General features: G+C 67.9%; 24 protein-coding genes. 11 read left to right on the forward strand and 13 right to left on the reverse strand.

Features of this window, described 5'->3' with window-relative positions; genetic code table 11:
- Positions 1-151 precede the first annotated feature (151 nt).
- On the forward strand, positions 152-541 hold the full coding sequence (locus IEV99_RS14785) for an SgcJ/EcaC family oxidoreductase (protein ID WP_188518519.1): 390 nt from the start codon (positions 152-154) through the stop codon (positions 539-541).
- 24 nt (positions 542-565) lie between these two features.
- On the opposite strand, the gene IEV99_RS14790 is transcribed toward IEV99_RS14785, so the two are convergent.
- A complete protein-coding gene (locus tag IEV99_RS14790) occupies positions 566-1,273 on the reverse strand; it encodes an HAD-IA family hydrolase (RefSeq protein ID WP_188518520.1) in 708 nt (235 codons plus the stop codon).
- 107 nt (positions 1,274-1,380) lie between these two features.
- Here IEV99_RS14790 and IEV99_RS14795 point away from each other — a divergent pair, with 107 nt between their 5' ends.
- A complete protein-coding gene (locus tag IEV99_RS14795; protein WP_188518521.1) occupies positions 1,381-2,322 on the forward strand; it encodes a LysR family transcriptional regulator in 942 nt (313 codons plus the stop codon).
- A 7-nt stretch (positions 2,323-2,329) separates the two neighbouring features.
- Here the strand turns inward: IEV99_RS14795 and IEV99_RS14800 are convergent, their stop codons facing one another.
- Both IEV99_RS14800 and aroQ read right to left on the reverse strand, forming a co-directional pair.
- The gene (locus IEV99_RS14800) at positions 2,330-3,388 is read right to left on the reverse strand and encodes a Gfo/Idh/MocA family protein (protein WP_188518522.1); all 1,059 of its coding nucleotides are present in this window, start codon (positions 3,386-3,388) and stop codon (positions 2,330-2,332) included.
- Positions 3,385-3,819 carry a type II 3-dehydroquinate dehydratase gene (gene aroQ, locus IEV99_RS14805; protein WP_371875793.1) on the reverse strand — a complete coding sequence of 145 codons (435 nt, stop codon included), beginning with the start codon at positions 3,817-3,819 and terminating at the stop codon, positions 3,385-3,387. Before aroQ ends, IEV99_RS14800 begins: the two co-directional genes overlap by 4 nt.
- Positions 3,820-4,201: 382 nt before the next feature.
- Between aroQ and IEV99_RS14810 the strand changes: the two genes are divergently transcribed.
- From IEV99_RS14810 to IEV99_RS14850, 9 genes are read left to right on the forward strand one after another with little or no spacing between them, the layout of a single operon-like run.
- Positions 4,202-4,504, forward strand: a complete 303-nt coding sequence (locus IEV99_RS14810) for an STAS domain-containing protein (protein ID WP_503826893.1) — start codon at positions 4,202-4,204, stop codon at positions 4,502-4,504.
- 9 nt (positions 4,505-4,513) lie between these two features.
- A complete protein-coding gene (locus tag IEV99_RS14815) occupies positions 4,514-4,879 on the forward strand; it encodes a response regulator (protein ID WP_188518524.1) in 366 nt (121 codons plus the stop codon).
- Between the two features lie 4 nt (positions 4,880-4,883).
- Positions 4,884-6,887, forward strand: a complete 2,004-nt coding sequence (locus IEV99_RS14820) for a chemotaxis protein CheA (RefSeq protein WP_188518525.1) — start codon at positions 4,884-4,886, stop codon at positions 6,885-6,887.
- Positions 6,887-7,342 carry a chemotaxis protein CheW gene (locus IEV99_RS14825; protein ID WP_244643884.1) on the forward strand — a complete coding sequence of 152 codons (456 nt, stop codon included), beginning with the start codon at positions 6,887-6,889 and terminating at the stop codon, positions 7,340-7,342. The genes IEV99_RS14820 and IEV99_RS14825 overlap by 1 nt, the downstream gene beginning before the upstream one ends.
- A gap of 39 nt (positions 7,343-7,381) precedes the next feature.
- A complete protein-coding gene (locus IEV99_RS14830) occupies positions 7,382-9,589 on the forward strand; it encodes a HAMP domain-containing methyl-accepting chemotaxis protein (protein WP_188518527.1) in 2,208 nt (735 codons plus the stop codon).
- Between the two features lie 22 nt (positions 9,590-9,611).
- Positions 9,612-10,082 (forward strand): chemotaxis protein CheW, encoded by a 471-nt coding sequence (locus IEV99_RS14835; protein ID WP_188518528.1) that lies wholly within the window; start codon positions 9,612-9,614, stop codon positions 10,080-10,082.
- A 2-nt stretch (positions 10,083-10,084) separates the two neighbouring features.
- The gene (locus tag IEV99_RS14840) at positions 10,085-10,963 is read left to right on the forward strand and encodes a CheR family methyltransferase (RefSeq protein WP_188518529.1); all 879 of its coding nucleotides are present in this window, start codon (positions 10,085-10,087) and stop codon (positions 10,961-10,963) included.
- Positions 10,960-12,075, forward strand: a complete 1,116-nt coding sequence (locus IEV99_RS14845) for a protein-glutamate methylesterase/protein-glutamine glutaminase (protein WP_188518530.1) — start codon at positions 10,960-10,962, stop codon at positions 12,073-12,075. The genes IEV99_RS14840 and IEV99_RS14845 overlap by 4 nt, the downstream gene beginning before the upstream one ends.
- Positions 12,072-13,673: a hypothetical protein gene (locus IEV99_RS14850; protein WP_194483074.1), complete on the forward strand. Its 1,602-nt coding sequence runs from the start codon at positions 12,072-12,074 to the stop codon at positions 13,671-13,673. The genes IEV99_RS14845 and IEV99_RS14850 overlap by 4 nt, the downstream gene beginning before the upstream one ends.
- 4 nt (positions 13,674-13,677) lie before the next feature.
- On the opposite strand, the gene IEV99_RS14855 is transcribed toward IEV99_RS14850, so the two are convergent.
- The 10 genes from IEV99_RS14855 to IEV99_RS14900 form a co-directional block, all read right to left on the reverse strand.
- Complete coding sequence (locus tag IEV99_RS14855; protein WP_188518532.1) at positions 13,678-15,780, reverse strand: methyl-accepting chemotaxis protein; 2,103 nt, start codon at positions 15,778-15,780, stop codon at positions 13,678-13,680.
- Positions 15,777-16,931, reverse strand: a complete 1,155-nt coding sequence (locus tag IEV99_RS14860; protein ID WP_188518533.1) for a TRAP transporter substrate-binding protein — start codon at positions 16,929-16,931, stop codon at positions 15,777-15,779. Before IEV99_RS14860 ends, IEV99_RS14855 begins: the two co-directional genes overlap by 4 nt.
- Positions 16,932-17,072: 141 nt before the next feature.
- Complete coding sequence (locus tag IEV99_RS14865) at positions 17,073-18,179, reverse strand: mandelate racemase/muconate lactonizing enzyme family protein (RefSeq protein WP_188518534.1); 1,107 nt, start codon at positions 18,177-18,179, stop codon at positions 17,073-17,075.
- Between the two features lie 32 nt (positions 18,180-18,211).
- Positions 18,212-19,225, reverse strand: coding sequence for a Gfo/Idh/MocA family protein (locus tag IEV99_RS14870; RefSeq protein ID WP_188518535.1), 1,014 nt, complete (start codon positions 19,223-19,225; stop codon positions 18,212-18,214).
- 19 nt (positions 19,226-19,244) lie between these two features.
- Complete coding sequence (locus IEV99_RS14875) at positions 19,245-20,129, reverse strand: sugar phosphate isomerase/epimerase family protein (RefSeq protein WP_244643885.1); 885 nt, start codon at positions 20,127-20,129, stop codon at positions 19,245-19,247.
- 2 nt (positions 20,130-20,131) lie between these two features.
- A complete protein-coding gene (locus IEV99_RS14880; protein WP_188518537.1) occupies positions 20,132-20,968 on the reverse strand; it encodes a carbohydrate ABC transporter permease in 837 nt (278 codons plus the stop codon).
- Positions 20,965-21,849, reverse strand: a complete 885-nt coding sequence (locus IEV99_RS14885; protein WP_188518538.1) for a carbohydrate ABC transporter permease — start codon at positions 21,847-21,849, stop codon at positions 20,965-20,967. Before IEV99_RS14885 ends, IEV99_RS14880 begins: the two co-directional genes overlap by 4 nt.
- Positions 21,850-21,921: 72 nt before the next feature.
- Positions 21,922-23,202: an ABC transporter substrate-binding protein gene (locus tag IEV99_RS14890; RefSeq protein WP_188518539.1), complete on the reverse strand. Its 1,281-nt coding sequence runs from the start codon at positions 23,200-23,202 to the stop codon at positions 21,922-21,924.
- Positions 23,177-24,169 (reverse strand): alpha/beta hydrolase, encoded by a 993-nt coding sequence (locus IEV99_RS14895; RefSeq protein WP_188518540.1) that lies wholly within the window; start codon positions 24,167-24,169, stop codon positions 23,177-23,179. Before IEV99_RS14895 ends, IEV99_RS14890 begins: the two co-directional genes overlap by 26 nt.
- Positions 24,166-24,831 (reverse strand): GntR family transcriptional regulator, encoded by a 666-nt coding sequence (locus IEV99_RS14900; protein ID WP_188518541.1) that lies wholly within the window; start codon positions 24,829-24,831, stop codon positions 24,166-24,168. The genes IEV99_RS14895 and IEV99_RS14900 overlap by 4 nt, the downstream gene beginning before the upstream one ends.
- Between the last annotated feature and the right edge of the window lie 6 nt (positions 24,832-24,837).

Here is a 24,837-nt window from a genome sequence, read left to right on the forward strand (position 1 = left end):
CTCGCAACCCATGCGTATTTCAACGGAGGGTGTCGAGGTCAATCGCTTTAGCGCAACCCAGACCAGCACGGCGCGATAATTACGCCTCTTGCGTGCACGGCTCCGGGCGTGTCGTCTACCGCCTCCCCGCACCGAAAGGCACGAACGCACGATGACCAACGCCGACGAGGAAGCCGCCATCCGCGCCGTGATCGCCGCCATGCAGGACGCCTGGAATCGCGGCGATATGCCCGGCTACATGGAAGGCTTCGCCAATCCGGACGTCGTCTTCGTCTCGCGCGGCCGCATCCAGAAGGACTGGCAGGGCACGCTGGACCACTATGTGGCCGATTACGGCGGTTCCCCGGGCTCGCAGGGCCGCCTCGCCTTTTCCAACATCCGCATCGAGATGCTGGCGCCCGACGCCGCCCAATTGATCAGCGACTACGCGCTGGTGCGCCCGGCCGGCAACCAGACGGGCGTCAACACCCGCCTGATGCGCAAGCGCGAGGGCCGCTGGGTGATCGCCCTCAACCACGTCTCCAACATCGAGAGCCGGTAAGCGACCGCTCGGCAAGGCGCCGGCTCAGCGGCCGAATTCGCGCTCGACCGCGTCCGCGAGTTCGCCGAGGCTGGCGAAGTGGAAGTCGGGCTTGGTGACCTGCTTTGGCTCGGGCGTGCCGCCGAAACCCTTCTGGCCCTGGCGACGCTCGATCCAGCAGACCTTGTAGCCGAGTTCCCGGGCGACGCCGATGTCGTGATATTGGCTCTGCGCCACGTGCAGGATGTCCTCCTGACGATAGCCGAAGGCCGACTGGCGGCCGAGATTATACGAGAAGAAGCGCGGGTCCGGCTTCGGATACTGCGCGTCGTCAACCGTGACGCTGTCGTGAAACGGCAGCCCCAGCGTGTTGGCGCTGGCGCTATAGGCGACCCGATCGAAGTTCGTCATGGCGACGAGGCGATACCGGCGCCGCAGGCGCCTCAGCGCGTCGGCCGAATCCGGAAAAGCCGGAAACTGGAAGAAATGGCGCATGAAGGTGTCGGCCGCCGCGTCGTCGTGCGGCAGGCCGAGCTCGCGGGCGGCGTCACGATACACGTCGCGCATCACCACGCTGGACCGGCCTGGATACTTCGCGCGCGCGGTGAGGTAGGGCGCAAAGATGGCGTCGTCGGCGAGGCTTGCGGCTGCGGAACCGCCGATCGCCCTGAACCCATCGAGAATGCCCTTCTCGAAGTCGATGCAGGTTCCAATGATGTCGAAGGTCAGGACCTTGAAGTCAGCGAAGGACATGAGCGGGGCTCCTGTGACGGCAGGTCACGGTTGCGATGCCGCGAAAGTGCCGCTTGCGCGGACGCTCCGCAATCCGCCTAATACTCACCTGGGAGTTACATAATGTAATGCCGCCGCTGCGCCGCCTCCTTCCATCGCTGAACGGGCTCGTGGCCTTCGAGGCTGCGGTCCGGTGCGGAACGTTTGCGGGGGCGGCCTCCGAACTCGGCGTCACCGGGCCGGCGGTGAGCCGCACCATCGGCCGCGTGGAGGCGCAACTCGGCGCACAGCTCTTCGACCGCACCCCGCGCGGCGTCCAGCTCACGGCCGACGGGGCCGAGCTCTTCGCGGCCGTCACCAAGGGCTTCGGCGAGATCGAGCGGGCGCTGAGCCGGATCTCGCGGCCAAGAAACGCCGGCCGCAAGCCGATCCTGCTATCGGTCTCGTCCGCGTTCGCGACGCACTGGCTCATGCCGCGGCTCGGCGCCTTTCACGAGCGCTTCCCCGGCCAGGAGATCCAACTGCAGCTCATGTCCGGGCCGATGCGGGGACCGGTGGACGGCGTCGATCTCGCCATGCGTTACGATCATGCGCCCGAGGACGGGCACACGGTGCTGCCGCTGATGGAAGAGTTGCTGATCCCGGTCTGCGCCCCGCATTTCGCCCGCGAGGGCGTGGACGGCCTGGAGGTTGAGCAATCTTTGCGCATGATCACGTTGCGGGAGGCTCAACCCGATTGGGGCGTGATCTTCTCACCCGCGTCGGGCCGCTCCGAGGCCGAGCAACTGTCGCTGGCGGATTACTCGCTCGTCGTGCAGGCCGCGCTGGTCGGCCAGGGCATCGCGCTAGGTTGGCTGAACACGGTCTCGCTGCTGCTCGCGCAGGGCAAGCTCGTCCCGGCCGCACGGTCGGTCATCCGAACCGGGCGTTGCTGCGAATTCGTGATCGGGACCAGCGACAAGCGCGCGGTTCTTCACGAGATTCATCACTGGATCGCGGCCGAGATGGCCAAGGACATCGCGGCTATCCGGTCGCGTTATCCCGAGCTGGGCGACCTGCACGCCGGGTGACGCGCGGTCACGCCGGGACTCCGGCGTCCGCCAGCATCTCGGCGATCGCCACCGCCCGGTTTTCCCGTCCGGCTCTGGCGATCGCCAGCGTCGCCGCGAGCGTCATCATCCCATCGCGCGCCGAGATGAGCGGCGCGACTGCTCCTTTCACGACGTCGAGGAAGTGATCGAGCTGGTTCACATAGGTCAGCGACCGTTCCACCGGCCGGTGCTCGCGGACGAGCGGGTCCTGCCAGTCGCCGTCAGGGTCGGCGTGACGCCACAGATACAGGTCCGACACCGACAGCGCCCCCTTGCGCCCCGCCAGGAACAGCGCGGCGCCGGGCTGCGTCGGATGGTAGAGCGCCTGGCCGGAGGTGTACTCCCAGGCCCAGGGGCTCACGGCCGCATCCGAGATCACGAAGCTGCCGAGCGCGCCGTTGCGGAACCGGATCGCCAGGCTTGCGGTGTCCTCCACCTCAAAGCCGCGGACGGCCGAGGAGGTGAACGCCTGCACGCTGTCGATTTCTCCTACGAGCCAGCGCAGCACGTCGATGTCGTGGATGAGGTTGATCAGCAGCACGCCGCCGCCGGCCTGCTTGCGCCAGTCGACGAAGTAGCGATCCGGCTTGTCGAAAAGCGTCATGCCGCTCACGGCCACGAGCGGGCCGAGCGCCCCCTCGTCGATCGTCCGCTTGGCCGCCCGGATGTCCGGGCTGTGCCGGCGCTGGTGTCCGACGAGCACCGGCACGCCCGACTGCTCGGACGCCTGCACGATCGCGAACGCCGCCTCGACGGTGTCGGCGAGCGGCTTTTCGACGAGGCACGGGATGCCCCGCTCGATGCACGCGATAGCCGCCGCGCGATGCATTTGGTTGGGCGAAGCCACGATCACGCCATCGGGTTTGCACTGGTCGAGCATCGCGGCGAGGTCGGCATGCAGGGGAACGCCCAGACGGTCCGCCGTTGCGACAGCCGTCGGCGCCGGGTCGCAGATCGCCGCCAGCGTCGCGCCCGCATGGCGGGCGATCAGCGTAGCGTGCTCCTGCCCGATCAGGCCCGCGCCGACCAGGGCCAGACGCGTCATCGGGTCATTTCCGCCATGGCGCGCAACGCCAGGCGGTAGCCCAGGGCCCCGAACCCGGCCATCACGGCCGTCGCGGTCCGCGACACCAGCGACTTGTGGTAGATCTCCTCGCGCTTGTGCACGTTCGAAAGGTGCAGCTCGATCTTGGGGCCGTCGAACATCTTCAGCGCGTCGAGAATCGCGATGGACGTGAACGTGTAGGCCGCCGGATTGATGATGATGCCGGCCGCCTGTTTCCGGGCCGCGTGGATCGCCTCGATGATCTCGCCTTCGAAGTTCGACTGGCGAAAGTCGATCTCGAGCCCAAGCTCCCGGGCGTCGGCCTCGCACCACTGGCGGATCTCCTCGAGCGTCGTCGGGCCGTAGATTTCAGGCTCCCGCTCTCCCAGCAGGTTCAGGTTGGGACCGTTCAGAATGAAGATTTTCGGCATGATCGCGTGTTCCGGGCAGGCTGCGCAACGCTGCGTCAAGGTCGCCGCGTTGCAGGGTTGCGCGTTCGCCGGGAGCGCCCGGCGACGGAGCCAACGCTACCTTTTCACCCCAAAGGGCGCGCCGTCGAGAGACCTTGGACGATTTGGCCGAACGCTTCGCCTGACGAGTCCCGGCCACGGGGGACTGCGACGAGCCCTCCGTGCAGTGAGATCGCGCCGCCCGCAGGAGGTTCAGGCTGACTGACCGGCGTAACCAATCATTCAGAACAGCCCGAATTCGCCCGTTCGGATCAAATTTTACCGACCCATTTTCAGCGTTTTTAATAGAATGACGACCATGACAACTATCAACCTAAGGTTGCAAGTCTGGGACGTGTCAACAATGCACTGCGAAATCGTACCACTTGATTCTTTGATGGATCTCGACGCCGCGGAAACGTTGCGGCTAGCCCTCGTGGACGCGTTCATGACGGCTGAAAGTATCGAGCTCGACGCGTCGCCCGTGACCCAGATGACGTTCGGCGCCGTGCAGGTGGTGTTGGCCGCCATCCAGCAGGCAAACGCCGCCGGTGTGCAGATCCGCATCGCCGCCGAGCCTGCGCCAGTCGTCGTACGGAGCTTCGCAAGCGCCGGCGTGGACATCGCCTCGCTGGCGGACGTCGGCGTCAACCCGGCGCGCAACTGAGAGGCGGCCATGAAAACGATCCTCACGGTGGACGATTCCCCCAGCATCCGACAGATGGTGCGGCTGGTGCTGACCCAGGCCGGCTTCAAGGTCGAGGAAGCCGGCGACGGCTCGCAGGGCCTCGCCAAGGCGCGCACGCAGGCGTTCGATCTGGTGGTGACGGACCTCAACATGCCGGTGAAGGACGGCCTGTCCCTGATCCGCGAGCTGCGCGGATTGCCGGCCTATCGCGGCGTGCCGATCATCTTCCTCACGACGGAGTCCGATGGCGCGATCAAGCAGCAGGCCAAGGCGGCCGGCGCGACCGGGTGGATGACCAAGCCGTTTCAGAAGGATCAGCTGCTCGCCATCGCGTCCAAGTTCCTGGGCGCCTGACGCCATGCACGAACTGGACCCCGTTGCGACCTTTCGGCAGGAAGCCGCCGATCTGCTCGAGGAGCTCGAGCAGACGTTGCTCGACCTCAACGCGAACCCCGCTGCGCGCGACCTGATCGACGCGGCCTTCCGGGCCATGCACACCATCAAGGGCTCAGGCGCCATGTTCGGTTTCACGGACGTGGCGACCTTTACGCACGACTTCGAGACCGCGTTCGATCTGCTCCGCAAGTCCGGCGCACAGCCGAGCCCCCGCCTGATCGAGGTCGCGCTCGCCGGAACGGATCACATCCGCGCCCTCATCGAGGACTCGGCCGGAACCGACCCGGTGTTCGGCGACGCCATCCTGAGCGACCTGCGCGAATTGCTGGGCCAAGCCGCGCCAGACCTTCATGACGCAGCGTCGGCCACGCGGGAGCCAGTGAGCGCCCGGCCGGCCGTTCGCTATGGGCTGACGCTGCGGTTCGCGCCCGACGTCACCGTAAACGGGACCAACCCGCTGCTGCTGCTCGACGAGCTGCGCGGCCTCGGCGACTGTGTGGTGGAGCCCCTGCTGGATCGGCTGCCGCCCCTGGGCGAACTCGATGTCGCCGAGTGCCACGTCGGCTGGCGTGTCGACCTGACGACCGACAAGCCGCGCTCGGCCATCGAGGACGTCTTCATGTTCGTGCTCGACGACATGGAGCTCGACATCGCGGAGCAAAGCGACGCCTCCCCGCTAGCCCCGAACATCGCTCCCGCTCCCGCCCGCGCCGCCACGCCGGCCGAACGGGCTGACGCGGCAGAGCCGGTCGTGGCAGCCGTCCCAGAGGTGGCGAGCCGCGCCGATGATCGCGGCTCCACCGTGCGGGTCCAGGCCGAGCGGCTCGACCGTCTCATGGACCGGGTCGGCGAACTCGTGATCGCGCAGGCCCGCCTCTCGCAGCTCGCGCACAACCGACGCGAGCCGGCCTTGCAGGCGGTGGCGGAAGAGATCGAGCGTCTGTCGGCCGGCCTTCGCGACACCGCGATGGGGCTGCGAATGATGCCGATCGGCACGTTGTTCGCCCGCTTCCGGCGCCTGGTGCACGACCTGTCAGGCGAGCTTGGCAAGCCGCTGGAGTTCGTGACCTCGGGCGAGGAAACCGAGCTCGACAAGACCATGATCGAGCGCCTCGCCGACCCGCTCGTGCACGTCATCCGCAACGCGGTGGACCACGGGCTGGAAACGCCCGACGTCCGGCTTGCGGCCGGCAAAGGAGAGACGGGCCTGATCCGGCTTTCGGCCCGGCACATCGGCGCCGAGGTGCACGTGTCGGTGCGCGACGACGGGCGCGGACTCGATCTGGCCCGCATCCGCGCCAAGGCCGAGGAACAAGGGCTTCTTACGCCGGGCGCGCCCGCCAGCGAGAGCGAGCTCGTGCAGCTTCTGTTCGCGCCCGGCTTCTCGACCGCTCGCGAAGTTTCCGCCCTGTCGGGCCGGGGCGTGGGCATGGACGTGGTGAAGCAGACCATCGAGGCCATGCGCGGCCACATCGACGTGACGTCCGCGCCTGGCCAGGGCTCCACCTTCACGATGCGGCTGCCGCTGACGCTCGCCATTATCGAGGGCCTGCTGGTGCGGGTCGCGAACGGCCGCTACGTGATTCCGCTCTCGGCCGTGGAGGAGTGCATCGAACTCGACCGCCGCGACGACCAGCGCTCGGCCGGCCGCTCCTTCCTGAACGTGCGCGGCGCGCTCGTGCCGTTCCTGCGCCTGCGGGAGGCGTTCGGCGAAACCGACGCGCCAGGCGAACACCAGAAAGTGGTCGTGGTGGCGGCGGGCCAAAGCCGGGTCGGCTTGGTGGTCGACCAGATCCTCGGCCACCACCAGACCGTCATCAAGTCTCTGTCGCGCCTCCACGCGGACGTGGGGGCGTTCTCGGGAGCCACCATCATGGGCGACGGCCTGCCGGCGCTGATCCTCGACGTCGGCCAACTGGTCGGCGGCCGGGCCCGGCCCGTTCACGGTGACAGGGAGGCGGCATGATGGCGTCTGTTTCAGGTCAATCCACAACGCGCGTTGTGATGCTGGGGCTTGGCGACGAGCTCTTCGCCGTTGACGCTGCTGCGGTGCGCGAGATCCTGGATCCGGTGCCGGTTACGCGCGTGCCGGGCGCACGCGATTTCGCGCCCGGCGTCATCAATGTGCGCGGCTCCGTGATCCCGCTGGCCGACCTGCGCGTCCGTTTCGGCATGACGGCCGCAGCCGCAACGGCCGACACGCGGTTCTTGGTGCTGGAAATCGCCATGGAGGGAGACCCCTCCCCGATGGTGGCCGGGATCGTGGCCGACAAGGTCTACGAGGTCACCGAAATCGAAATTCCTTCGCCCGATGCGACGCCGCGCGTCGGCATGAGCTGGCCCGCCGACATGGTGGCCGGCATCGCCCTCTGGAAAGGCGACTTCGTCGTCGTTCCGAACTTCACCGCCATCCTGAACTGATCGAGCCCGGCTCGCCGGGCGCCTGGGGGAATACTCGTCATGCGCTTCACCGTTCGCGCCAAGCTCGGCTTGGCTTTCGCCGTTGTTATCGGCCTCTCCACCACCGCGGCGGGGGTCAGCTACCTGAAGCTCTCAGCCCTGAACGATCGGCTGGACTATGCAATCCACAGCGTGGCGAAGCGGATGGACGTCAGCGCCGATCTGCACGCGGATGTCCTTCGAGACATTCAGGCCGAGAAAGAGGCTCTATTGGCGACGAATGAGGCCGCCATCGAGGCGATCCAGAAGCGGGCGCAGGACCTCAGGAAAAATGTGATCATGAACCGTGACGCGCTGCGCGGCCTCGCGACGACCGAGGAGGGCAAGAAGGCGCTGGACGAGATGAAGGACGAGTACGAGCGCCACGTTCTTATTCAAGACAATGTATTCGAACTCGCCAAGCTTAACTCGGACCGTCGGTCCACCGCCCTTCTGCTGAGTGATGGGCGCGCGATGTTCGACCGCCTCGAGAGGGCGTCCGATGCTGTGGGCGCGCAGGCGGCGACCGAGCCGGCTCTGGCCGACGTGTTCGCGGCCAACGACCGGTTGCGCCGCGTAGGCCGCCGGGCGCTCGTTGATATCCTGACCTACGTGTCGCTCACGCGCAGTGATGAGATTGAGGCCGCCGCGCGAGCAACCGAAGCGTCCATCAATGAAGTTAAAGCGCAAGTCTCCACTCTTACCAAGGCGGCGCAGGACCATTCGATCAAGAATGCAGTCGCCAACGTTGCGCAGATCGCCGTCGCATGGACCTCGGTCATCGAAAACGTCGTGGCGATCAAGCGCGTAGCTGGATCCGTCAAAGCGAGCGAACTCTCACAGGGTCAGGGCAAAGTGGTCGCCGACGCCGTGGTGGAGCGGATCGAGCGTTACATGAAGCTGCTGGACGCCGTCTTCCAGCAGACGTCCGACGCCGCCGTCGAGCAATTCCGTTCAGCCCAGATCCAGTTGGCCGCGCTTGCGCTGACGTCGCTCCTGGTGGGTCTGGCCGCGGCCGTCGCGCTTTCGTTGATCATCAACCGCGGCGTGCGCCGCTCGGTCGACATGGCCGCCGCAATCGCGCGCGGCGACCTGAGCCAGCGCATCGCGATCACGTCCCAGGATGAGTTCGGCGACCTCGGCGCGGCCATGAACACCATGTGCGACGGCCTGCAAGACGCCGCCGGCGTGGCCGCCCGCATCGCGGCCGGCGACCTCACCGTCCAGCCGAAGCCTCGCTCGGAGGTGGATTCGCTCGGTATTGCGCTCGAGCAGATGGTCGAGCGCCTGCGCAACGTGGTGTCGGACACCATCACGGCCGTCCGCAACGTCGCGGGCGGTAGCCAGGAGCTGTCTTCGAGCGCCGAGCAGCTGTCGCAGGGCGCCACCGAACAGGCGTCCTCCACCGAGGAGGCGTCCGCCTCCATGGAGCAGATGGCCGCCAACGTGAAGCAGAACGCCGAGAACGCGAGCCAGACCGAAAAGATCGCTCGCCAGTCCGCCAAGGACGCCGAAGCCAGCGGCGTCGCGGTCGGCACGGCCGTCGAGGCGATGCAGACTATCGCCGAGAAGATCACCATCGTGCAGGAGATCGCCCGCCAGACGGACCTTCTCGCCCTCAACGCAGCCGTCGAGGCGGCCCGCGCGGGCGAGCACGGCAAGGGCTTCGCCGTGGTGGCATCGGAGGTGCGCAAGCTCGCCGAGCGCAGCCAGGCCGCCGCGGCTGAAATCGGCTCGCTGTCATCCAGCACAGTGAAGTCCGCCCGCGAAGCCGGCTCCATGCTGGCCAAGCTGGTGCCCGATATCCGCCGCACGGCCGAACTCGTGGAGGAGATCACGGCCGCCTGCCGCGAGCAGGACGTCGGCGCCACGCAGATCAACCAGGCCATCCAGCAGCTCGACAAGGTGACGCAGCAGAACGCCGCCGCGTCCGAGCAGGTCTCGGCCACTTCCGAGGAGCTGTCCGCCCAGGCCGACCAACTCCAGTCTACCATCGCGTTCTTCCGCCTGGACGACACGGCCGCCACGCCTGCGCCAGCCGACCAGCCGGTACGCGCCCTGCAGCAGCGGGTCGAGGCCAACTTCCCGGCCGCGACCCGGCCGAAGACGGTCGAGAAGCCCGCCCCCAAGCGCGCCCGCGCTCCGGCCGGCCGCGCCGTGGCGAATGGCGGCTTCGTGTACGACCTCGGCGGTGAAGACGCCGAAGACGCACAGTTCCGGCGCTCGTGAGCGTGGCCCGCAGGAGCTCACCATGGCGACCGTGAACCAGTTCGTGACGCTGGGCGTCGGCGAGGACGTTTTCGCCCTGCCGATCGAAAGCGTGCGGGAGATCCTCGAGATGCGCCGCATCGCGCGCCTGCCGCATGCGCCGAACTGCGTGCTGGGCATGATCGACGTGCGCGGCGAGAGCGTTCCGGTGCTGGACCTGCGGCTTCGGCTCGGCCTCGAGCCGGTTCCCGAGACCGCCGCGACCCGGATCGTGATCCTGAACGCCGAGCAGGACGGGTCCGAGCTCTCGGTCGGCCTCCTGGCCGAACGCGTGTTCGAGGTTGCGGAGCTCGATGACGGGCGGCTCGATCCACCGCCTGCCGTCGGCGGCGCCAAGGCTTCCGCCTGCGTGTCCGGCGTCGGCCGCCGACGCGACGCGTTCGTGATGGTGTTCGACGTGCCGCGGCTGCTCCGGCTCGACGACCTCCCCTCGCTTGCGACCAAGGCCGCCTGATCATGGTGGAGGATCATCTCACCGACGCCCAGTTCCGGCGCATCGCGAGTCTGGTGGAAAACCACACGGGCATTCGCGTGCCGGCATCCAAGCGCATCATGGTGGAAGCCCGTCTGCGCAAGCGCGTGCGGGCGCTCGGCCTGCCGGACCTGTCCGCCTACGCGGCGCTGCTGGCCGGCGACGCGCCGGAGGACGAGTTCCCCCATTTCATCAACTGCATGACCACCAACAAGACCGACTTCTTCCGCGAGCCGGTGCATTTCGACGTACTCCGCGACCGTGTCGCGCCCGAACTCCTGCGGCGCGACTCCAAGCGTCCGCTGACGCTGTGGAGCGCCGCGTGCTCCACCGGCGCCGAGCCCTATACGATCGCGATGGTGCTGGACGCGATGGCCCGCGAGGCGCCGTTTCGCTACCGCATCCTCGCCACCGACATCTCCACCGACGTGCTGGCCCAGGCCAGGCGCGCCGTGTTCCAGCTCGACATGGCGGCCCCGATCCCTCCCGAGATGCGCAGGCGCTACGTGCTGACGTCGCGCGACCCCGGCCGGGCGGAGTTTCGGATCGCTCCCGAACTGCGGGCCAACGTGGGTTTTGGCCACCTCAACCTGATGGATGCACGGTACGGGGTCGAGAACGACGTCGACGTCATCTTCTGCCGCAACGTGCTCATCTACTTCGACCGCGACGTGCAGCACGCCGTGCTGACGCGCCTCGTCTCGCATCTGCGGCCAGGCGGATACCTCTTCCTCGGCCATTCGGAATCGATGGCCGGCGTCGGCCTCTCGGTGCGTCAGGTGCTGCCGACCGTCTACCAGAAGGCGGCTGCGCCCAAGCGCCTCGCCGCCGGAACCGATTTCCCCAGGACTGCGGCCGCATGATCCCTCCCCCGAAGATCCGCGTCCTGATCGTCGATGACAGCGCGTCCGTCCGGCAAACGCTGACCGGCATCTTCGAAGGCGCGCCAGACATCGTCGTCATGGGCGCCGCCTCCGATCCCTTCGCGGCGGTGCGGCGGATGCAGGACGAGATGCCCGACGTTCTCATCCTCGACATCGAAATGCCGCGCATGGACGGCCTGACGTTCCTGCGCAAGATCGTCGCGCAGCGGCCGATCCCGGTGATTATCTGCTCGACGCTGACCGAGGCGGGCTCCCAGACCCTGCTCGACGCGCTGGAAGCCGGCGCCTTCGACATTCTTCCCAAGCCCCGTGTGGAAACCCGGCGCTTTCTGCAGGACTCGCGCGCTCACATCTGGGACGTGGTGCGGGCGGCCGCCCAGTCGAAGGCCGGGGCGGCCCGCAGACGCCAGCCCGCCGCCGCGTCGCCCGTCGAGGCCAAGCTCACCGCCGACGCCATGCTGCCCCCGCCGGCCCAGCGACGCGCGTTGGCGTCCACCACCGAAAAGGTGGTGTGCATCGGCGCCTCAACCGGCGGCACGGAATCCCTGCGCGAAGTTTTGCAGGCGCTTCCGGTGGATTGCCCGGGCATCGTCATCACCCAGCACATGCCGGAGAAGTTCACCGCCGCATTCGCGCGCCGGCTGGACGGGCTCTGCCAGATCGACGTGAAGGAAGCCGAGGACGGCGACGCCGTGCTGCCGGGCCGCGCGCTGATCGCGCCGGGCAACCGGCACACGCTGCTCAATCGCAGCGGCGCGCGCTACTTCGTCAACGTCAAGGACGGGCCGCTGGTGTCCCGCCACCGGCCGTCCGTCGACGTGCTGTTTCGCTCCGCCGCCCAGTATGCGGGCGCGAACGCGGTCGGGGTGATCATGACGGGCATGGGCGACGACGGCGCCCGCGGGCTCCTGGAAATGCGCAAGGCCGGCGCCCTCACGGTGGCGCAGGACGAGGCGACCTGCGTGGTGTTCGGCATGCCCAAGGAAGCGATCGCCCGGGGGGCGGCCGCCAAGGTGCTGCCGCTCGGCCTGCTCGCTTCCGAAATCATCAGCGTGCGTCGGCACGCGCCCGTTCTGGAGAGCATGGCGTGAACGCTTCCGTGGAAAGTCGCCAAATCGCCGTCGAGCACGCCGCCGTGGCGGTTCGCACCGGCGCCGAGCTCATCGAGGACCGCTTCCTGGCGGTCGGAAGCGCGCTCGACGAGGCGCTCGCGATCGTGGGCTCGCTCACCGGGCGCGTCGCCGCCATTCCGGCGGAGATCAACAGTGAAAGCATGATGCAGGCGTCCGAGACGCTGTGGCGCATCGCGTCCGAAATGTCCGCCGTGTGCGACGCGCTGCCGGTGGAGCGGGCGGCGCTGGATGGCGTCAAGGCGAGCCTAGACCGCATGCATGCGCCACTGGACCGGCTCGTGACCAGCATCCGCACGCTCGCGATCCTGGCGCGCAGTTCGCGAATAGAAGCCGCCTACCTGTCGAACAACCGCTACAACTTCGTCGAGTTCGCGGATGAGATCGTGCAACTGGCCGCCGGCGCCCAGGGCGGCGTCAACGCTCATGCGCGCAGCTATGCGGCCATCTCCCGGCAGGTCGCCGAGGCGCGCGACTCCCAAAGGCGCTTCGAGGCCGAGCGGGGCCAGGACTTGCGCAACAGCGTTCTCGAACTGCAGGCCGCGTTCGACGCCATCGAGACGCGCCAGCACGACGCCGTCCGGGTGTCCGCGAGGGTGGCGGAGAACAGCGCGCGGATCGGCGACGTCGTCGGCGACGTGATCATGTCCCTGCAGGCCGGCGACAGCACGCGCCAACGGCTGGAGCACATCGAGAGAGGGCTGAGCGCCCCGGCGGAGGACGAAGCCGAACTTGCGGCGACCTGCGCCCTCCAAGGCGCCCAACTCGCCCATGCGCTGGTCGATTTTGACTCCGCCGTCACGACCACACGCGCGTCGCTGGCGTCCATCGGATCCGACGCCGACGCGATCGTGGCGCTCGGACGGTCGCTGATCAACTCCGACTCCGCCGAGACGCTGCACGAGCGCCTCAGCGCCAAGTTGTCGGCCGTTCGCGCCCTGATCCTGGAATGCGAAACCGCTCGGCTGGGCGTCGACAGCGTCATGCGGACATTGTCGGGCGCGCTGGCGGAATTCCGCGACCGCATGGAGACGCTGAACGCCATCAGCTTCTCGATCACGACCGTGGGTATGAACGCCGCCATCAAGTCGGCCCGGCTCGGTGGCGAGGGCCGCGCCCTCGCGGTGATCTCGCAGGACTTGAGGCACTACGCCGGGCAGATCGTCGGGGATACGCGCGAGCTCATGGACGTATTCCAGGCCGTGCTGGACTGCAGCATGCAACTCGAGAGCGCGCGGTCGCGGCAGGATTCCAGCCGACTGGGCCAGGCCGAAACCGACATCGCCGCCATGATGGAAACGCTCGGCCGCAACGAGGCCACCCTGATGGCGGCGCTGCGGCTCTTCGCCGATGGAGGCTCACGGCTGGAACAGGTCCTGGGCGAAGCCGATCACGCATTCGCGGCCCTGGAAGACGACATGGCTCCGGTCCAGCACGCCGCAGCCACTCTCGCGGTCCAAGGCCGAGGCGCAAGGCCCGTGGCCGTGGCGGCGAGCGGCCGCTACACCATGGAAAGCGAACGTCGTATCCACCAATCCTTGCGGGCTGTCGGCGCGTGACGCGCTAGGCCGCCGTCAGCTTGCGCATGAACTGGTCGGTCTCTGTCACGAGCCCGTTGGCTTCGTTCAGCAAGCGCCGGATGGTGGCGTTCATCTCGTCCACCGATGCGTTGATGAGTTCGGAGCGGCCGGCGATCATCGCCACCGCGCCCGACACGTCGGACGTGGTCGTGGCGGCAGCCCGGATGCTGCTCGTGATCGAGGCGGCGGAATGATCCTGCTCGCTCACGGCCAACTCGACCTGCTCGGCTTCGGCCTTCATGTCGATGATGATCGTGTTCATCGCCGCGATGCTGTCCGTGGCCTGGGCGGACGCGGTCTGGATCGCCTGGACCTGCTTGGCGATGGCCTCAGTCGAGCGGCTCGTCTGCGCGGCGAGCGCCTTCACCTCGTTGGCCACCACCGCGAAGCCGCGGCCCGCCTCGCCGGCGCGGGCGGATTCGATCGCGGCGTTCAGCGCGAGAAGATTGGTCTGCCCGGCGAGTTCGCCGATCATGTCCACCACGGCCGAGACCTGCGAGGCGGAGTGGTCGAGCGCTGTCATCACCTGTGTGGCGACTCGGGAGCGTTCCGACGCGAAGTCGGCCATGTGGGCCGCGCGTCGCGCCCGTTGCGCGACACCCTTGACCGAGGCGGAAAGCTGCTCGGCGCTCCCGGCTACAACCTCGACGGTGGACGACGTGCCCTCGGCCGAGCCCCGCACCACTTTCGCCTGATGCACAGCCTCCGAGGCCGCCGACGACATGACCTTGGATTCGTCGTCCGCCGCCTCGGCCGCCTTCTTGACGCGCGCCGCGCTGGCCTTGACCGACCGCTCGAAGCTGACCGCCAGGTCGTGGAGCTCCGCCTTGTAGCGAAGCACCAGGTCCTGCTGGCGCTTCAGCTCGGTAATGTCCTTGCGCATGCCCACCGATCCGCCCGTGACGGTGCGGCGCTCGGTCGCCAGCACCCAGCGCCCGTCCGGCAACAGACGCTCGAAGGAACCTTTAGAGCTCTTTCGCCACGACACCATGTGCTCGACGAAAGCCTCGATGTCGTCGCCGGCTTGCGGGTATTGCCCGACCTCGGCCCCCTTGCGCATCACCTCCTCGAACGTCGCGCCGGGCACCAGGAAGGCGGCGCTCGCCGAATAGAGATCTTTGTAGTTCTGGTTGCAGATCACCATGCGATCGCGCGGATCCCACATCACGAACCCGTCGGACATGGCCTCGATGGCGTCCGTGAGAAGGCCGGACAATTGCGCCTCGCGCCGGAGCGCGATGATCACGCCGAAGGCGAACAGCACCAGGAAGGCCTCGGCGGCGACAGCGCCGAGGATGATGTGCCGATTTTCCAGAATCGCCTCGCGCAGCACGAGATCAGGATTGATGATCGCGAATAGCCGGTAGCCGTCATAAAGGGCGTTGCCTTCCCACTCCCAGTCCGAGCCCTCCTTGCCGCCAAACGCGCCGATCCGGGTTTCGTCATGCGGGTAGCTGGCGGCGAGCTGGCCGGCGCCGTCACGAAGCTCGAAACGCACGCCCGGAACGGCCGCCAGATTGGCGAGCGGCCCCGTGATCATCGCCAGCGGAACCTCCGCGACCGCGAAGGCCTCGGGCAGCTCAGGCAGCACGATCCTGCGCGCCAAATACATGGACCATTCGCCCGTGAGCGGGTTCTTGAGCGGCCCATGGAGATGCGCCGCGCCCGGCGCGACGCCGGTTCCAAGCGTCTTCAGCGCAAACGCCCCCCGGCGCGAGCCTGGGCGAGCTGACGCCCAGACCACGCCGTCCGGCCGCACCACCAAAAGGTCGCGATGGAGCGGGCTCTGAAAGCTCAGGAGCTCCAGCATGCGCGACGCGGCTGCGCCGGACCGCATGTCGGAGGTGAGGCTCAGAATGCCCGGGACGCTCGCGAGGGTGCGATCGACCTGCACGAGCTGACCGTTGACGATGCCGTCAGCCGTCCGACCGACCCGGTCGAGGCTTTCCTTCGATGAGCGATCCGTATCCGCGACGGTCTTGATCACAACCGTGGCGGCCCCTCCGGCGATCACGAGCATCAGCACGACCGTGCAGAGCACGACGGCGGCCTGTGACCAGCGCCGACCTCCGAGAAAGCTGCTCATGGGCGCACGAGCGGACCCGCCGCAGCCGCCGGTTTCGCGGTGGCCGCCTTCTGGGGACTGGTGTTGCTCCAGATACTCGCGCAGCCGTCGCCGCAGCGCTGGATCCAATGCGGCAGCACCGAACTTTCGAGCACCGTCCCGCGCAGGCGTTCATCGTCGGCCGAGCTCGGAACGAGCTGCATCGCGCGGCGCTGCCCCGGCGGGCAGGAACTCCTCCCGATGTTGCAGTCGATCCCCCGCACGGTGTCGGCGTCGGCGGCCTCCCAGATCCGCTTCTCCAGTCCCGAAATCCCTTTCTCGGCTGCGGCCTGGATGTCCGGCGGCAGCGCCAGCCACGCGGCCTCGTTGGCGGCGAAGATCGACAGCCCCCAGTTGATCGCCATGGGGGAAAGGTGGGTGGCAATCTCCGCGAGCCCGTTCTCGTTGCCGCTCAGCGTACCCGTGACCGCGCAGTCGACCACGCCCTTGCGAATCGCCGGAACGATCTCGGCGAAGGGGGTGACCACGGTCTTGGCCCCGAGCGCTTCGAACAGGTCTGACTGGGTGACCGACGACGTCCGGATTGTGCGGCCCTTGAGATCGCCGAACCCGCTGAAGGGCTTGGCGCAGTACAGCACCTGCGCCGGGTAGGCGTATACGGCGAGGAGCTTGACGCCGTAGCGCTGGGACAGGATGGCGGTGAGGTGGTCCCGGTCGGCGGCGACGTGTCGCCGCAACGTGGGCAGGTCCGGGTTGAAACCCGCGAGGTCCACGGCGTTGATTTCCGGATCCTCGGCCTCGGCGACGCTCATCACCACCGTGCCGAAGGGCGCAACGCCAAGGCGAATTAATTGCAGCATGTCCTGCGCCCGCATGCCGCTGGCGTCAAAGGGAGCGATGCTCGCGGTCGCGCGCCCGCCCGTCAGAGCCTCAAATTCGCTGCGCCAGAATGGCTCTTCCAGGCTGCGATACTGGTTGACGCCGCTCAGGCCCCCGATGACCTTCAGCTTCAACGGCTCAGCCCGAGCTTGGCCCGGTAGCGTCGCCCACCCCGCAAATGCGGTGAAACTGGCGAGCCCCCAGCACGCCAGCAAACGGCGTCTCATACGACGAATAGGCATCGCAGCTCGTGATCCCCCACGAAGACAAAGTCCGGCCTTGGAGCTTTTCATGGCCGTGGCGATCAGCGGCTAAGCACGAGTGCCAAGCCAAATCTGCAACCTATGGTTTAAGGGTCCCTGAATGACGATTGCATTTCGGACGGCGCGTAAACGAATGCGCCGCTCTGGCTCGCGCCATGCGATCCGACAGGCTCAGAGTTCGTCGTGCTCGCGCACGAAATCCATGTCGGGCGTCAGGCCCAGGCCAGGCGCTTCCGGGACCGCCATGTAACCGTCCACCGGGACCACCGCGTTCTTGAACAGCGCGGCTGTTATGCCTTCGAACATCAAAAGTCTCTCGAGCATGAAGATGTTCGGCACGGCGGCTGCGAGCGGCAGGTGGATATTCTCCATCGCGTGCGGCGCGAACTTGACGTTCCAGGCCTGCGTCAGCGCAGCGCATTTCAGCATCTCGGTGTAGCCGCCCGCGCGAGCGCCATCGACCTGTACGATGTCGGCCGCCTCGGCCAGGAGGAGGTCGCGGACGCCGAAGCGCGTGTATTCGTGCTCGCCGGTCGCCAGCGGAATGTCCGTCCCGCGCCGGAATCGGGCGAGGCCCGGAATGTCGTCTGCGAAGACCGGCTCTTCAAACAGCGTGATGTCGTATTCGCGGATCCGATTGGCGAGCTGGATCGCGGTTGCGGCGTCGAAACAGTTGTTGGCGTCCACCAGCAGGCGGATGTCCGGCCCGACGGCCTCGCGCACTTTCCGGACGCGCTCGACATCGCGGCGCAGACTCTGGCCGCCGTTGAATCCAACTTTGAACTTGATGGCGCTAAAGCCGCGCGCCACCATGGTTTTCATCTCGTCGACGAGCTGGTCGTCGTCATAGGACGTCCAGCCACCGCTCGCATAGACCGGGACGCGCGTCCGGTCGCCGCCCAGCAGGCGCGAGAGCGGCAGGCCGACGATCTTGCCCTTCAGGTCCCACAGCGCGATGTCGATCGCGCTCAGGGCGCAGAACATCAGGCCCTTGCGGCCGATGCCGCGAAGGTAGTGGAACAGCTCCTGCCAGATCGCCTCGGTCTGCAGCGGATCGCGCCCGATGAGCTTGGGCGCCATGTTGCGGCGGATGACCTCCCGCGTCGCCTCGCCGCCAACCTCGTGATAAGTGACTCCGATCCCTTCCAATCCCTGGTCCGTGGTGATCCGCACCAGAAGAAAGCCGATCGTCTCTACCTTGCGGGTGGCGTCTGCCAAGCCCGCCGGCGCCTGCGCCGAGACGAGGTGGACATCGATCCTGCTGATCTTGTGGTCCATGGCGCCGCTCCGTCCTGCTTCGTTGTGGGGGATCACCGGGAGGCCGGCTGGTCGAGGCCGAGCGCCTGCTCCATCAGCGCCATCGCGCGGGCGCCGGCTGCGGCGTCCGGCGTCGACACGGCCTCGCCGCGGGCGGCGCGCACGAAGTCGCCGAGCAGGGCGTGGTAGCCCTTGTGGTCCTCGTTGGCGGCCGCCGTGAGGTTCGGCTCCCAGACCAGCGTGTCCTCGCCGTCGACCAGCGAGGCCGAGCCCACCGAAGCCTTGAAGGGCGGGTGCCGGAAATAGCGGACCTCATGGACGTTGCGCACCTCGACGCGCTTGTGGTCGCCCATCACCTGCCACCACTCCATGGGGGTGCCCCGGGACTGGTGGGTCCCGAGCACAAGCGTGCCGATGCCCCCGCTCGCGAAGCGAAAGTCCAGGTGCAGCAGCAGCTTGCCCGGCGAAAGCTCGTGGCGACGCGACGAAATGGCCGCGACCTCCCCCATCAGGTGCGGGACGAGATCGAAATAGTGGACGCAGTGGTGCAGGTAGAAGCCGGTGTAGTCGACGTCCCCGGCGAAATAGGTCGGGGCCGTCATGTACTCGCCGAGAAAGCTCGCGCGCGGCCCGAAATCAGCCGCGTGCAGCACGTTGGCGGCGATGCGGTTGGCGGTGGAATACCGCTTCATGAAGCCGAGCACGACCGGGACGCCCCTGGCGCTGGCGGCGTCGGCCAGCTCCTGCGCCTGGCGCGCCGTGGGAGCCGGAGGCTTCTCGATGAAAACCGGCAGGCCGCGCGCGATGGCGGCGAGGCCGATCTCGTGGTGGAGAGCCGGCCCGACCGCCATCCCAACGGCGTCGATGTCGCCCCGGGCGAGCAGCGCGCGCCAGTCCGGCGTCCGGTCCGCCTCGGCGACGCCGAAGCGGCGTCCGGCCTCGGCCAGGCGCTCGGGCGCGACATCGCACAGCGCCTGGAGGACGACGTCGTGCCGGGTGAGCTGGGGGAGCAGCATCTCGGAGGCATGGGTGCCGCAGCCGATCCAGCCGATGCGAAGCGAGGTCATTGGAACGTCTCCGGGCTGGTCAGGCGGTCGCGCGCGCAAAGGCGAGCGTTGCGGCCAAGTACGCAATGCTGGCCGCGAGCGGCCCATCCTCGTCCGTTGTGGGCGCCCGCCACTGCGCCAACGTTACGCCGGCGGCTTCGTCGGAGCGGCGGAACGGCTCCAGCACGATCGGGCCGCGGTAGTCGACGTCGCGGACCGCGCGGGCCACCGACGCCCAGTCGATGTGGCCGGCGCCCACGAAGCCGCGGTTGTTCTCGTTGGCCTGGAAATGGACGAGCCGCGACCCGGTGCGCCGGATGGCGTCCGCGATGTCGAACTCCTCCATGTTCATGTGGAACGTGTCGAGCATCACGCCCACGGCCGGGTTGCCGACGCGCTCCACAAGTTCCAGCGCATGCCGGGCCGTGTTGCAGACGTCGGTCTCGAAGCGGTTCAGCGGCTCCACGCCCAGAAGGACGCCCGCATCCGCGGCGCGGCGCCCGGCGATGGTCAGCCCCTTCACCACCGCGTCGATGCGACGCCTGCGCTCGTCCGCGTCGACGGGCGCCGGGGCGCGCCCGGCGAACACCATGGGAGCGCCATAGAGCGGCCCGCCCACGATGCCGGCGCCGAGCTTGCCGGCGATCTCCACGGTCTGTTCCAGATAGGCGACGCCGGCGGCGTGCGCGGCCGGCTCGGCGCTTGCGAGGTCGCGCGTCAGGTTCACGCGGGCGGCCAGCACGCAGGAAAGCCCGGCGTCCGCGATTGCGGCGCGCGTTTCGGCCAGATCGAGCTCGCCCGGCTCGGGCATGAGCAGTTCGACCACATCCGCCCCTGCCCGCTTGATACGCGCGAAGGTCGAGAAATGCTCGCGGGTGAACGGCCGCGCATAGAACATCGAGATGACGCCGATGGGGTTGGTCATGGTCATGCCTTCACTGCGCCGGAGGTCAGTCCCCCCACGATGCGCCTTTGAACCAACAGGAAGAGGATGGCGACCGGCAGCGCGATCAGCGCCCCGCCCGCGGTAAGCAGGCCCCACTGGACCGTGAACTCGCCGATGAAGAGCTGCAGCGCGACCGTGACCGGTCGCACGGTCTGCCCCGACAGCATCATGGCGAAGAGGTATTCGTTCCAGGAAGTGATGAAGACGTAGATCGCGGTGGTCACCAGCCCGGGCATCACCAGCGGCAGGATCACGAGGCGGATCGTCTGCAGCCGGCTGGCCCCGTCGATGGTCGCCGCCTCGTCGAGCTCGCGCGGGATCGCGTTGAAGTAGCTCACCAGCATCCAGATCGAGAACGGGATCGAGAAGGTGGAGTGCCCGATGATGACGCCGATGAAGGTGTCGATCAGGCCGAGATTCCGCATCAGCACGAAGAGCGGAATGATCAGCAGCACGATCGGGAACATGTTGATGACCAGGAACCCGGTCATCAGCAGCCGCCGGCCGCCGAAGCGAAAACGCGAGAACGCATAGGCGGCGGGCACGCTGGTGACGAGGCCGACCAGCACGGCCCCGCAAGCGATGATGAAGCTGTTCAGGAGGTTGCCCGCAAAGCTCGTGCGCTGCAGCAGCATGGCGTAGTGCTCGAGCGTGAAGCGGCTCGGCCAGTAGCGCACCGGGAACACGGACAGGTCCGAGGTGGGCTTCACCGAGGTGAGCAGCATCCACAGAAACGGGGCGAGCGCGAAGGCCAGGATCGCCAGCACGGGGATCTCGACAAGCAAAATGCGCTTGCGGGCGGAAAGGCGGCGGCTCATGCGTCGAGCTCCCTCGCCTGCCGGGTCACGTACAGCCACACGATGGCGAGCAGCATCACGGTAAGCAGCAGCGCCAGCGCGGCCGCGGAACCGAACTCCATGCCGCTATAGGCGCGCAGGAAGGCGTAGAGCGGCAGCGTGTGCGTGGCGTAGCCCGGCCCGCCGCCCGTCATCACCAGGATGACGTCGAGCGAATTGGCCACCCAGATGATGCGCAGCAGCACGGCGGTGGCCACGATGCCGGCGATGCCCGGCGCGGTGATGTGGACGAATTGCCGGAACGCCGTAGCGCCGTCGATCTCGGCGGCTTCATAAAGCTCGCGCGGCACGGTCTGGAGCCCCGCAAGGATCATCACGGCAAAGAACGGGAACCCCTGCCAGACGAGCGCCAGCATCACGCAACCAAGCGCAGTCGCCGGGCTGGCGAGCCACGGGAAGGGCTGCGAGATCACGCCCATCCGGATCAGGATGTCGTTGAGAACACCGGTGTTGTAGTCGTAGATCCAGGTCCACATCAGGCCGATGATCACGCTGGGCAGCGCCCAAGGAATGATCACAAGCGCCCGGGCGAGGCCCCGCCACCAGAAGCTCTGGTTCAGCAGCAGCGCGGTGGCGAGCCCCAGCGCGAGTTGGGCGAACACGATCCCGCCCACCCACACGGCCGAATGGCCAAGCGAAATCCAGAAGACCTCGTCCCGCAAGGCCGCCGCGTAGTTGCGGAACCCGACGAAACGCGCGTCGTCCGGCGCATAGAGGATGTAGTCCTGCACGCTGTACCAGACCGTCTGCACGACCGGGTACAGGATCACCAGCGCGGTCAGCACCAGCGCGGGCAGCAGGAAGCCGTAGGGTGTCGCGGCGCGCACCGTGGCGTGGTTCATCGTTGTGTCCCGAGGGGCGCCGGCCGGGCGCGCATCGTGCGTTCCGGCCGGCCTCGCGCTGGCGGTGATGCGTCAGCCGTTGAAGAGCTGGTCGACGGCCTTCATCAGGTCGTCGGGATTGATCTCGCCGGTCAGCGCGCGCTGCATGTTGGTGGGCAGGACGCGCCCTACGAAGTCCGGCGTCTTCACGCTGTCGGGCAGCGTGCGGGCGATCGGTAGCGACGCGAAGCTGGCGTCGACGAAGCGCTTGGGGTGCCCCGTCCAGCTCTTCACGCCCGAGGTCGTGATCGGCAATTGCCCGCTGAGCTTGGCCTGCTCGACGTTGGCTTCGCCAGACGACAGGAACGAAATCCAGCGGAACGCCGCCTCCTTGTTCTTGCTTGCCGAGAAGATGGCGTTGGATTCGTCGCCGAAATAGGTCCAGCCGCCGCCATCCGCCGCGCGCGGTAGCGGGACCGCCGAGGCCTTGTCGCCCAATGCTCCCACCACTTCGGCTGCCGACCCGATATGGTGGATCGTCATGCCGGTGCGGCCCGCCTTGAAGCTGTCGACGATCTGCCGGAAAGCGTCGGTGGGCGCGGAGGGCGGGACCACCTTGTGCTTGGTCGCCAGCTCGATAAACCAGCGGTTGGCGGCCAGCGCCTTTTCGGTCAGCAACCCGCCCTTTTCAAAGCTGCCGCCGCCCCCGAGCACGAAGGGGCCCCAGTTGTCGTGGGCTCCCGCGCCGCCGCGCATGCCGTAGCCGAACATCCCGTCCTTGGTCAGCGCCTTCGCGGCGCCGAGGAACTCGTCGAAGGTTTTGGGGGGCTGCAGGCCGGCCTGCTCGAACAGGTCCTGCCGGTAGTAGAGGTAGATCACCACGTAGTGGAGCGGCATGTAGTACTGCTTGCCGTCCGGCGCGCGATTCAGCTTCCAGACGTCATCGGAGATGTCCGACTTGGCGTCCCACTTTGCCAACATGCCGTCCAGCGGCTCCAGCGCCTTCATCTGGGCGAAGCGCGACAGGTATGACAGGCGCACCATGGCGCAATCGGGCTGGTTGCCGGCCACCACGGACGAGAACATCCGGTTAATGTAGTCCGTGCCGCCGCCCCACGGGATCGCCTCGGCCTGGATCTTGATGCCCGGATTGGCGGCCTCGAACTGCGCGACGAGCGCCGCCGGCGTGTTCTGCGGATTGTCATAGTGATACCACCAGCGGACGGTGGTCTGCGCCTGCGCGTGCGCAGGCCGCGCCAATCCGCCGGCCAGCGCCGACGCGCCCGCCAGTTGCAGGAACGTCCTGCGGCCGAGCGTCCCGATCTCGGCTGGCTTCAGCCTGGATCCGTCAGGTCCCTTGGTCCCCTTGGTCATCGGCCCTCTCCTCCCTGTTCTGGTTTTTTGTGGTCTTTGTCGCGAGCGCGCCGGCGAGCATGTCGCCTGCGGCCGTGATGATGGCCTGCGCCGGAGGCAGTCTGCGGCTCATGCGCAGGCAGCCATGGACGACGCCGGGAACGTGGTCGTAGCGGAAGTCGACGCCGGCCTCGGCCAGCCGGACGGCCAGGCGGCTGGTGTCGTCGCGCAGCGGATCGAGCCCGGCTGCCGCGAGATAGAGCGGCGGCAGCCCCGCGAGATCAGCCTCCAGCGGCGCGGCCTCGGGCGGCGGCGCGTCGAAGGCGTCGGCCAGGTAGTTGCGCCAGTACCAGCGCATGTTGACCGAGGTGAGCAGGTAACCCTCGCCGAAAGCGTGGTGGCTCGGCGTGTCGAAGATCGGCGCATAGCAGCCGTAGAACAGAGCCGCCGCGGCAGGGAGGCTATGGCCACCGTCCCGCAGGCGCATCATCGCCGCCAGCGCCAGCGTCGCGCCGGCCGAATCCCCGGCGAGCGCCCAGCGCTCCGCCGCCACGGCGCGGCCAAGGCCGCCTTCCCGCACGAAGGCGATCGCCGCCATGCAGTCGTCCAGCGGCGCCGGAAACGGATGCTCGGGCGCAAGGCGATAATCGAAGCCGAACACGGCGCATCCCGACGCGACCGCGAGTTCGCGCATGGCGCCGTCATGCGTGTCGATCGAGCCGAACGTCCAGCCGCCGCCATGCACGAAGATGATGACGGGCATCGCCTCGACCGCCGCCGGACGATAGAGCCGCGCCCGCATGGGGAACGGGCCCGGCACGGTCAGCTCCGCCACGTCCATCGCGGGCGCGCCAACGCTCCACGCCGCCGAGGCCGCATCGCTCACCCGGCGAGCCTCCTCGATCGGCAGCGTCTTCACGTCGACGGCCGGCTGGGCCCTGAACTCGGCGAGGATTGTCGCCATCTCGGGATGGATGAAGGGTGTCACGCCGTGGTCTCCGTTGGGGCGGCATCGCCGAGCAGCACGATGGTGTCGATGTGCTGCCCCAGCGCCTGCGCCAGGCCCTCGCCATCCCGGGCGCGCAGGCAGTCCATGAGCACGTCATGGCGGGTCACCGTGTCGACCAGCGGCCGCCGGTGGCCGGGCGCCCACAGCTTGAAGCGGTGGGAGTGCAACATGCAGCGCACCAGGATCTGCTCCAGCGCGTCTAGCCCGGACGCGCGGAAGATGGCGAGATGAAAATCCTTGTCGGCTTCGATGAGCCCGTACTCGTCCTGCTGGGCGGCGGCGTCGTCCATCGCGGCGCGGATGGGCAGGAGCGTCTCGATCAGCGCCGGGGTGGCGGCTGCGGCCGCGCGCCGCGCGCCGCGCGTCTCGATGGTCCGCCGCAGCACCAGCATTTCCTGCGCTTCGTCGGCGGTAAGCCGGGTCACCACCGTGCCGCGGCGCCCGCTGCGCGACACGAGGCCCTCCTCCTGCAGGCGGAGCAGCGCCTCGCGCACGGTGCCCTGGCTGGCGCCGATCTCGCGGGCGAGGCCAAGCTCCGTCAGCACGGTCTCGGGCTCCAGCTCGTTGAGCATGATGCGCCGCTTGACGTGGTTGTAGGCCACGTCCGCCGGCCGCATCAATTTCAGCGCAGGAGCAAGCATATCATT

The organism is Alsobacter metallidurans, assembly GCF_014636935.1.
GTDB lineage: Bacteria > Pseudomonadota > Alphaproteobacteria > Rhizobiales > Beijerinckiaceae > Alsobacter > Alsobacter metallidurans.